The following is an 8,793-nucleotide window of genomic DNA, read 5'->3' as shown; positions in this document are numbered from 1 at the left end:
ATGCCCGCCATGGCGCGAATCCTCCCCGCGCCATCGAATCAGATCAGGTACAGCTTGTGAATCGGCCGCGAGTCAGACTGGAAGGCCTTTGGTATGAAAAGCCGTGGACCGCCCCCGCCCTTCGAGACGCCCGCTGACGCGGGCTCCTCAGGGTGAGGGCTACTCTATTGTTCTATATAGAGAAATAAGCCTGCTGAGCTTTGAGGGCCGTTGATCACCCTTCGGGGCGCGCCCGGGCGCGCCATTGCGCCAGCAGGGCGCGCAATGCCGCTGGCTTCAGCGGCTTGTTGAGCACCACAATGTCCTTGCCGTCGGCGCGCGCGCGCATGTCTTCGGAGCGGTCGGCGGTGATCAGCGCCGCCGGCAATTGCGGGCCGAACTTCCAGCGCAGCGCCACAATGGCGTCGACGCCGTCGCCTTCGTCGAGGTGGTAATCGGCGAAGACCGCGTCCGGCGTGAAGCGCAGCCGCGCCAGTTGCGCGATGGCTTCGCGCTGGCTGCCGGCGGCCACCACCTTGCAGCCCCAGCCGGACAACAGGGTTTTCATGCCGTCGACGATCTGCGGATCATTGTCGACCGCCACCACCACCATGCCCGCGAGCGGCCCGGTTCCGGCCGGCGTCGGGGCGGGTTCGGCGGCGCCCGCCGCCGGGCGCGGCGGCGCCTGGACGCGGATCGCGGTCACCGAAAACACCGAGCCTTTTCCCGGCCGCGAGCGCAGCGAAACCTTGTGGCCGAGCACGCGCGCCAGACGCTCGACAATGGACAGGCCGAGGCCAAGGCCCGGCGCCACGCCGGCGCCGGCGTCGAGCCGCTGGAATTCCTGGAACACGGCGTTCTGCTTGTCTGGGGGGATGCCGATGCCGGTGTCCCAGACTTCGATGCGCAGGCGACCGCGCACCCGGCGCGCGCCCACCAGAACGCGGCCCTTCTTCGTATATTTCAGCGCGTTGGAAATGAGGTTCTGCAGCAGGCGGCGCAGCAGTTTCCGGTCCGAGCGCACCGCCAGCGAACAGGGGGCGAAGACCAGCTCCAACCCTTTCTTGCGGGCGAGGGGGGCGAATTCGATCTTGAGCTGGCGAAACAGCTCCTCGATCGGCACATTGGCCGGCTCGATCTTCATCGCGCCGGCGTCGAGACGCGACATTTCCAGCAGCGCCGAAAAAATGTCCTCGACCGCTTCCAGCGAGGCGTCGACATTTTGCGCCAGGGCCGCCATTTCCTCCGCCGGCGCCCCGGCTTCGGCGCGCTGCTGCATGGCGGCGGCGTAGAGCCGCGCCGCGTTCAGCGGTTGCAGGATGTCGTGGCCGGCGGCCGCCAGAAACCGCGTCTTCGAAATATTGGCCTGCTCGGCTTCGGCCTTGGCGCGGCCGAGTTCGTCATTGACCTTTTGCAGCTGCTCGGTGCGCTCGCGCACGCGCCGCTCCAGCGTTTCATTGGCCGCTTCCAGCGCCTGTTCGGCCTCCTGCTGCGCGGTGACGTCGGTATAGGTGACGACCAGGCCGCCATCGGGCATGCGCGCGCCGCGGGTCTCGATCACCCGGCCCGACGAGGCCAGGGCGACGCGGAACGGCTCGGCGGCGGTGAGCCGCTCCAATCGGGTCGCCACCTGCTCGTCGATCGGGCCCGGTCCGTACAGGCCGCGTTCCGCATTGCTGCGCAAAATGTCGTCGAGCGCCACGCCGAAATGGGTCAGGTCTGGCGACAGTTCGAACATTTCGCGGAATTCGCGATTCCAGCAGGTCAGCCGCAAATCGGCGTCGAACACGGAAATGCCCTGGCGGGCGAAATCCAGCGCATATTGCAGCATGTCGCGGTTGTTGAGCAGGGCGGCCGAGGCTTCGTCGACCAGCCGCAAGGCGGCGGCGCTGGAGAGATTGCGCCGGCGCAGCAGCAGCGACAGGACCAGACGCGACGAGGCCGCGCCGATCGCGGAGGCCAGCAAATGCTCGGCGATGCGCAGCAGGTGGATGTCGGCTTCGCGTTCGGGATCGTAGCTCTGCCCGCGCGTGACGAAAAAGCTGACGAAAGCCTCGCGGGTGCGCTCCTCGCCGAGATAGCGGGCGACGGCGGCCTCGACCTCGGAGGCGGGCACGGACGAGCGCCATAGACGAAACGCCTGGGCCATCGGCGCATTGGTGGCGCCGACGAAAATGTCAGCCTGGAGCCGTTCGATCGGATGCGGCCGGCGCACCAGCGAAAACACCACATAGGCGAGCGCATTGCCGGCGAGGCTCCAGAGCGCGCCATGGGCGAGCGTCGACAATTGCACGTGATAGAGATCCGCCGTGGGGGCGAAGGCGGCGTCGAGCGAGGGGGCGAGCAGCGCATAGGCCCAGATCGCCACGCCGGTGATCAGTCCGGCGATGGCGCCCAGCGCCGTGCCGCGCCGCCAGAACAGCGCGCCGACGAAGGCGGGCCCGAGCTGGGCGACGCAGGCGAAGGACAGCACGCCGAGCGAAGCCAGCAGCACCTCGCCGGCGGCGCGATAATAGAAATAGGACATCGCCATGATCAGGACGATCGCCAGGCGGCGCGCCAGCAGCAGCCGGGCGCCCGTGTCGCCGCCGTTCAGCGAGGCGCGGCGGCGCGCCAGGCGCAGCATCACGGGCAGAACGAGATCGTTGGTCACCATCACCGAAAGCGCGACGGATTCGACCACGACCATGGCGGTCGCGGCGGAGAGGCCGCCGATCATGGCGAGCAGGGTGACGAACCCCTGGCCCGCCGAGAGCGGCAGCGCGATCACCGAGAGGTCGCGGTTGAAGGCGTTGGGAAAGGTGAGCAGGCCGGCGATGGCGAGCGGCACCACGAACAGGTTGATGGCGACGAGATAGAGCGGGAAGACGAAGGCCGCGGTGCGGATGTCGTCCTCGTCGTGGTTCTCGACAATGGCGACATGGAACTGGCGCGGCAGGAACAGCATGGCGCCGCCGGAGATCAGCGTCAGCGTGGTCCACACCCAGGGATCGGGCGACGCGGAGATCACGTCGTGAATTTTCGGGTCGGTCCCGGCGCGGCGGAACAGGTCGCCAATGCCGTCATACATGCCCCAGACGACGAAGGCGCCGACCGCGAGGAAGGCGAGCAGTTTGACCGTGGATTCCGCGGCTATGGTCAGCATCAGGCCGCTCTGACGCTCGCCCACCGCGATCCGGCGGGTGCCGAAGGCCATGGCGAACAGAGCGAGCAGGATGACGGCGCCGGTGGACAGCGGGTCGATGATGTCGGCGGAGGGCTGGGCGAAGGGTTCGGAGGGGCCGAGGCCGATGGCCAGCGTGGTGGCGATAGCGCGGATTTGCAGGGCGATATAGGGGGTGACGCCCAGAACGGAAATCGCGGCGGTGACCGCGGCCACCGCCTGCGACTTGCCATAGCGCGCCGCCAGAAAATCGGCGATGGAGGTGGTGTTTTGCGCCGTGGCGAGGCGCGCCACCCGCGCCACCAGCGGCCAGCCGAAGCCGAACATCAGCATCGGCCCGATATAGATCGGCAAGAAGTCCAGGCCGTTGGAGGAGGCGACGCCGACCGAGCCGAAGAAGGTCCAGGAGGTGCAATAGACGCCGAGGCCGAGCGCATAGACGATTTTGCGCCAGGGATCGCGCGACAGCGCCGCGCTCTTGCGGTCGCCGTAGATCGCGAGGGCGAGCAGGCCCAGCAGATAAAGCGCGATGACCACCGCGCCGATCATCCGGTCAGGCATGGCGCAGGTTTTTCATGGGCGGGTTCTGGCGCAGAACGGCCTCCTTCATTTCATGCGCTTGTTTTGGAGGCGCCAGCATAACGCTTCACTCATTCAACGTCATGTCGTCGCGGCTGGCGCCATGCGGCGCGGTTACGCGACCCACAAATGTCTCTCGCGGCTTGGCGGGATGCCCGGGACAAGCCCGGGCATGACGTCCTGGGGTTGTCTCAATGACGCGCCCAAAACAAAAGAGCCGGCGCGAGGCCGGCTCTTAGTCTTCGAAAATTCCGCTTATTCCGCAGCGCGCTTCATTTGCGGATAGGAGCAGTCTTGCTTCTGATGCGGGTAGGTGCAATCGGCGTCGTTGGCGAACGGCGATTCAATGTCGCTGGCCTCGGCGAAGGGCAGGCCCAGCGTCGTCCACACATCGACCATGGCTTCGATCAGATGGGTGATGTGGGCGTCGCCGTGCAGCGGCGTCGGGGTGATGCGCAGGCGCTCGGCGCCGCGCGGCACGGTCGGATAGTTGATCGGCTGGATGTAGATGTTGTGGCGCTCCAGCAGCATGTCGCTCGCCGCCTTGCACAGTTCGGCGTTGCCGACGAACACCGGGACGATGTGCGAGCCGTTTTGCATCACCGGCAGGCCGGCGCGCATCAGGGCGTGCTTGGTCAGCCAGGACTGGCGCTGGTGCGCCATGCGCAGTTCGGGACGCTCCTTGGCGATCTTCACCGAAGTCAGCGCGGCCATGCACACGGCCGGGGGCAGCGCGGTGGAGAAGATGAAGCTCGGCGCGAAGGAGCGCACGGCGTCGCAGATCGCGGCGGAAGCGGCGATGTAGCCGCCGACCACGCCAAAGCCCTTGGCCAGCGTCGCCTCGATCACGTCGATGCGGTGCATCTGGCCGTCGCGCTCGCAGACGCCGGCGCCGCGCTCGCCATACATCGCCACCGCATGGACCTCGTCGATATAGGTCATGGCGTTGTATTTCTCGGCGAGGTCGCAGATCTCCTTGATCGGCGCAATGTCGCCGTCCATGGAATACAGGCTCTCGAACACGATCAGCTTGTTGCGCTCCAGCGGCTCGGCGGCGAGCAGCTCTTCAAGATGCGCGACATCGTTGTGGCGCCAGATCTTGCGTTCGGCCGAGGAGCGGCGGACGCCCTCGATCATCGAATTGTGGTTGAGCGCGTCGGACAGGATCAGGCAGTTCGGCAGCAGGTCGGCGATGGTCGAGATCGCCGCGAGATTGGAGATCCAGCCGGAATTGAAGACGAGGGCCGCTTCCTTGTGGTGGAGGTCGGCGAGTTCGTTTTCGAGCATGACCAGCGGGTGGCTGGTGCCGGAAATGTTGCGGGTGCCGCCGGCGCCAGCGCCCCAGGTCTTGGCGGCGGTCGCCATGGCCTTGGTCACTTCGGGATGAACGCCCTGGCCGAGATAATCGTTGGAGCACCAGATGGTGACGTCGCGGGCCGGGCCATTGTCGGGACGCCAGATGGCGTTGGGGAACCGCTCCGTGTCACGCTCGAGGTTTGCGAAGACGCGATAACGCTTTTCGGATTTCAGCTGGCCGATCGCATTCTCGAAAATTTCGCTATAGTGCATCGTGTTAAACCTTCTGGTCCGCACCGGCTCGCTCTGCCGCGGTCGATCTCGAGATCTCCACCTGACTCGGTCATCACGGCCAAGCCCAGGATTCCGATTGCCCTCGTTCGAGGGTCTTACGCCATCAAGCGACGTCTCACAATGACAGACACATCCAGAAAGGAGCTGTCGGGGGCAGTCTGCTTAACGTGGCGTCAAACAATCACGTCTGGCGCCCATTTTCTTTGCGCCAGATCATCATTGGACGAATCCCCAAGCTTTGCAAGGCCAGGGCGCGGGCGGGCCTCGGCGGTGTGTCAAGATCACTTGACGGCTGGTTCTGTTCGTTTCGGTTGACAGGCGCCCCCACGCCCCCTCCGGCGCCGGTTCGACCAAAGTGCAAGCAAATTGAACTGGATGTCATTTTTGAAAACCGCTGGCGCCGGCGACGCGGCAACGGCTGTATCATCTTGAGAATACAATTCCACGCATGCGATAGCATTTGCCTAAAGCAACGTCATTCGGGCGATAGACTGCGGAATATGCTGAGGCGACATTGCGAAAGTCTTGGAAAAAAAACTTGGCGGCCATATGGACAAAATTTCCTTGACAGTCTTTAGTATTAGACGCAAACCAAAATGAACGGACTCGGGCGCCCGGGCGCCGGGAGGCAGTGTGGATCAGCAGATTTCGCGCATTTTGATCGCCGACGACCATCCGCTCGTGCGAGGCGCGCTCAAACAGGCCGTGGCGGCCGCAGTCGCCGGCGCCGAACTGGTGGAATGCGGCAGTCTCGACGATGTGACCCGGGCGCTTGACGCCTCCGGCGACGCCGACCTTGTCCTGCTCGATCTCGCCATGCCCGGCGTGCGCGGCTTCTCCGGCCTTCTGGTGTTGCGCGCGCAATATCCGGGCACGCCCGTCGTCGTGGTGTCGGGCAATGAAGAGCGCGGCGTCATTCGCATGTGCATCGATTTCGGCGCCTCCGGCTTCATCCCCAAGAGCACCGACATGGAGACCATGCAGGCGGCGATCCGCGCCGTGCTGGCCGGCGATGTCTGGGCCCCCGCCGATGTCGATCTGGCGAGCCCGGCCGACCGCGACATGGCCGAAAACGTCCGCCGTCTCGCCTCGCTGACGCCCCAGCAGGTGCGGGTGCTGATGATGCTGTCGGAAGGTTTGCTCAACAAGCAGATCGCCTATGAGCTTTCGGTGTCGGAAGCCACGGTCAAGGCGCATGTCTCCGCCATCCTGCAGAAGCTCGGCGTGGAAAGCCGCACCCAGGCGGTGATCGCCGCCGCGCGCATCGAGGCCTTTTCCGGCGCCATGAATGGCGCCAACGGCGTCGCCGCCGACGGCCCTCATTAAATCGTGGGGTCTGGCGGGCGGGCCTCTGGCGCCGCGCCGCCGCGCCCCCATGTTTGAGCCGTCATGTCCTGGAGGCAAAGGCGGCTCGTGTTCGAACTTCAAAAATCCTTGTTGTGCGCCGCGGGGCTTTTGTTCGCGGTTGCCGCCGCGCGCGCGGAAACGGCGGTGCCTGTTCCGCCGCCCGCCGAGAATGGCCGTTTCTCCATGACGCCGGTCGCCAATGGATTTTTGCGGCTGGACACGCGCACCGGTCAGACCTCCCTGTGCACCGTGAGCGGCGATCAGGCGCAGTGCCGCGCCGGCGCCGATGAGCGCGCCGCGCTCGAGGGCGAGATTGCCCGGCTGACCCAGGAAAACGCCGCGCTCAAGGCCGGCGCGCCCGCGCCCGCCGCGCAGGACGAGGAGGAGCGTCGCTTCAACCGGGCGCTCGACCGCACCGAAAGTTTTGTTCGCCGCATGCTGCGGCTGTTCCGCGACACGGAAAAGCCGACATCGCCGTCGCTTTGAATTTTTTGAGGACCTGCAAACCATGAGTGACGACCGACATCCCTTCGCGCCCCGTCCGGCCGATCTCGCGCCGACGCGGGCTTCCGATCTCGAGCGCTTCCTCGGCGGCTCGCCCGCTGTCGTGCTGGCGCGGCTCGCCTTCCTCTCGCTGCTGGTCGGGTTCTTTCTGGTCTGGCTCGACATCCGGCCCATGGAGGTTCTGTGGGGCGTGCGGCATTTGTTCGAGCGGTTCTGGGCCGCCGGCTTCGACGCCGTCCGTGAGGTCGGGAGCTATGTCGCGGCGGGCGCCGTGCTTGTCCTTCCCGTCTGGCTGATCCTGCGGCTGTTCAACATGAAGCCGCGTGGTTAGGTTTTCTGACCACGGGGATTGCGTTTTCTGCATGGCTGGTGCGCGGTTTAAAAAATTGCGGAGGCCCAAGGGCTAAGGCATAGACAGAGGCACACCACGTACGGGCGAGTGTCCTCCCCACTTCGCTCCAGTGGCGCCAACTACCAGCCTTTCATGGCAAACCGGACGCGAAAGCGTCCGGTTTTTTTTGCCTTGATTCCCGCAAATGCTTTTTTGATTTGGCTCCTTGCCCGCTGGCGACGCTTGCGCCACTTATCGGGGCCGAAAGACTCAAGAAGGATTGGCGAATGACAAAGGCGCTTCTCGGCATCATCGGCGGCTCCGGGGTCTATGACCTGCCCGGGCTTACGGACATCAGGGAGGAAAAGGTTGTTTCGCCCTGGGGCGAGCCGTCGGACGCGCTGCGCTTCGGCCGCATCGGCGCGACGGAAGCCGTGTTCCTGCCGCGCCACGGCCGCGGCCATCGCCTTTCCCCCTCCGGGATCAATTATCGCGCCAATATCGACGTGCTGAAGCGGGTCGGCGTCACCGACGTGATCTCGGTTTCGGCTTGCGGCTCGTTCCGCGAGGAATTGCCGCCCGGCATGTTCGTCGCCATCGACCAGTTCGTCGACCGCACCTTCGGACGGGAAAGCTCGTTCTTCGGCAATGGCTGCGTCGCCCATGTCTCCATGGCCCAGCCGATCGCGCCGCTGTTGCAGCACCGCCTCATCGCCGCCGCCCACGCCGAGAACATCGACATCGTCAAGGGCGGGACTTACGTCTGCATGGAGGGGCCGCAATTCTCCTCCAAGGCGGAATCGCTCGGCTACAAGGCGGCCGGCTATTCCGTGATCGGCATGACCGGGCTGCCCGAGGCCAAGCTCGCGCGCGAGGCGGAAATGTCCTATGCGACGCTCGCCATGGTCACCGATTTCGACTGCTGGCATGACGAGATCGCCGCGGTGGAAGTGTCCGACATTCTGGCGATCGCCAAGTCGAACGCCGACAAGGCGGCGCGTCTGGTGGCGCGGCTGATGGCGGATTTCCCCGCCGAGCATCAGCCCTGTCCGATCGGCTCGGACCGCGCGCTGGACTATGCGCTGGTGACGTCGAAAGACGCGCGCGATCCCGAACTGCTGAAAAAGCTCGACGCGATTCTGGCGCGCGTGAGCGGGAAGTAACAAAAGGCAAGCGGGCCCCAAGGCTTAAGGGGACAGGAACAAATTGCTCTCGCGCAATTTGATCCAGTCCCCGCGCGGCGCTTGTGTTTTTGGAATGGGCCGCGTAAAAGCGCGGCTTCGCGCTCGTTTCCGACACC

At 65.4% G+C, this 8,793-nt stretch carries 6 protein-coding genes; 4 read left to right on the top strand and 2 right to left on the bottom strand.

Annotated elements, in window-relative coordinates:
• Positions 1-214: 214 nt before the first annotated feature.
• Both M2320_RS12900 and hemA read right to left on the bottom strand, forming a co-directional pair.
• The gene (locus M2320_RS12900; RefSeq protein ID WP_264597623.1) at positions 215-3,703 is read right to left on the bottom strand and encodes a PAS domain-containing hybrid sensor histidine kinase/response regulator; all 3,489 of its coding nucleotides are present in this window, start codon (positions 3,701-3,703) and stop codon (positions 215-217) included.
• A gap of 273 nt (positions 3,704-3,976) precedes the next feature.
• Positions 3,977-5,290, bottom strand: a complete 1,314-nt coding sequence (gene hemA / locus M2320_RS12895; protein ID WP_184426919.1) for a 5-aminolevulinate synthase — start codon at positions 5,288-5,290, stop codon at positions 3,977-3,979.
• 654 nt (positions 5,291-5,944) lie between these two features.
• Here hemA and M2320_RS12890 point away from each other — a divergent pair.
• From M2320_RS12890 to M2320_RS12875, 4 genes are all read left to right on the top strand, one after another.
• Complete coding sequence (locus tag M2320_RS12890) at positions 5,945-6,637, top strand: LuxR C-terminal-related transcriptional regulator (protein WP_184426921.1); 693 nt, start codon at positions 5,945-5,947, stop codon at positions 6,635-6,637.
• 165 nt (positions 6,638-6,802) lie between these two features.
• Complete coding sequence (locus tag M2320_RS12885; protein WP_264597622.1) at positions 6,803-7,144, top strand: hypothetical protein; 342 nt, start codon at positions 6,803-6,805, stop codon at positions 7,142-7,144.
• Between the two features lie 22 nt (positions 7,145-7,166).
• Positions 7,167-7,493 (top strand): DUF6460 domain-containing protein, encoded by a 327-nt coding sequence (locus tag M2320_RS12880; RefSeq protein WP_184426923.1) that lies wholly within the window; start codon positions 7,167-7,169, stop codon positions 7,491-7,493.
• Between the two features lie 287 nt (positions 7,494-7,780).
• Complete coding sequence (locus M2320_RS12875; protein WP_184426925.1) at positions 7,781-8,656, top strand: S-methyl-5'-thioadenosine phosphorylase; 876 nt, start codon at positions 7,781-7,783, stop codon at positions 8,654-8,656.
• The last annotated feature ends 137 nt before the right edge of the window (positions 8,657-8,793 follow it).

The organism is Rhodoblastus acidophilus, assembly GCF_025961575.1.
GTDB lineage: Bacteria > Pseudomonadota > Alphaproteobacteria > Rhizobiales > Beijerinckiaceae > Rhodoblastus > Rhodoblastus acidophilus_C.
The sequence above is the reverse complement of the archived record's forward strand: the minus strand, read 5'-3'. Positions and strand labels throughout refer to the sequence as shown.

What these genes read in the sequence shown, in the direction of transcription:
- M2320_RS12900 (WP_264597623.1), bottom strand. Translation starts at nt 3,703, where the DNA reads ATGCCTGACCGGATGATCGGCGCGGTGGTCATCGCGCTTTATCTGCTG.
- hemA (WP_184426919.1), bottom strand. Translation starts at nt 5,290, where the DNA reads ATGCACTATAGCGAAATTTTCGAGAATGCGATCGGCCAGCTGAAATCC.
- M2320_RS12880 (WP_184426923.1), top strand. Translation starts at nt 7,167, where the DNA reads ATGAGTGACGACCGACATCCCTTCGCGCCCCGTCCGGCCGATCTCGCG.
- M2320_RS12875 (WP_184426925.1), top strand. Translation starts at nt 7,781, where the DNA reads ATGACAAAGGCGCTTCTCGGCATCATCGGCGGCTCCGGGGTCTATGAC.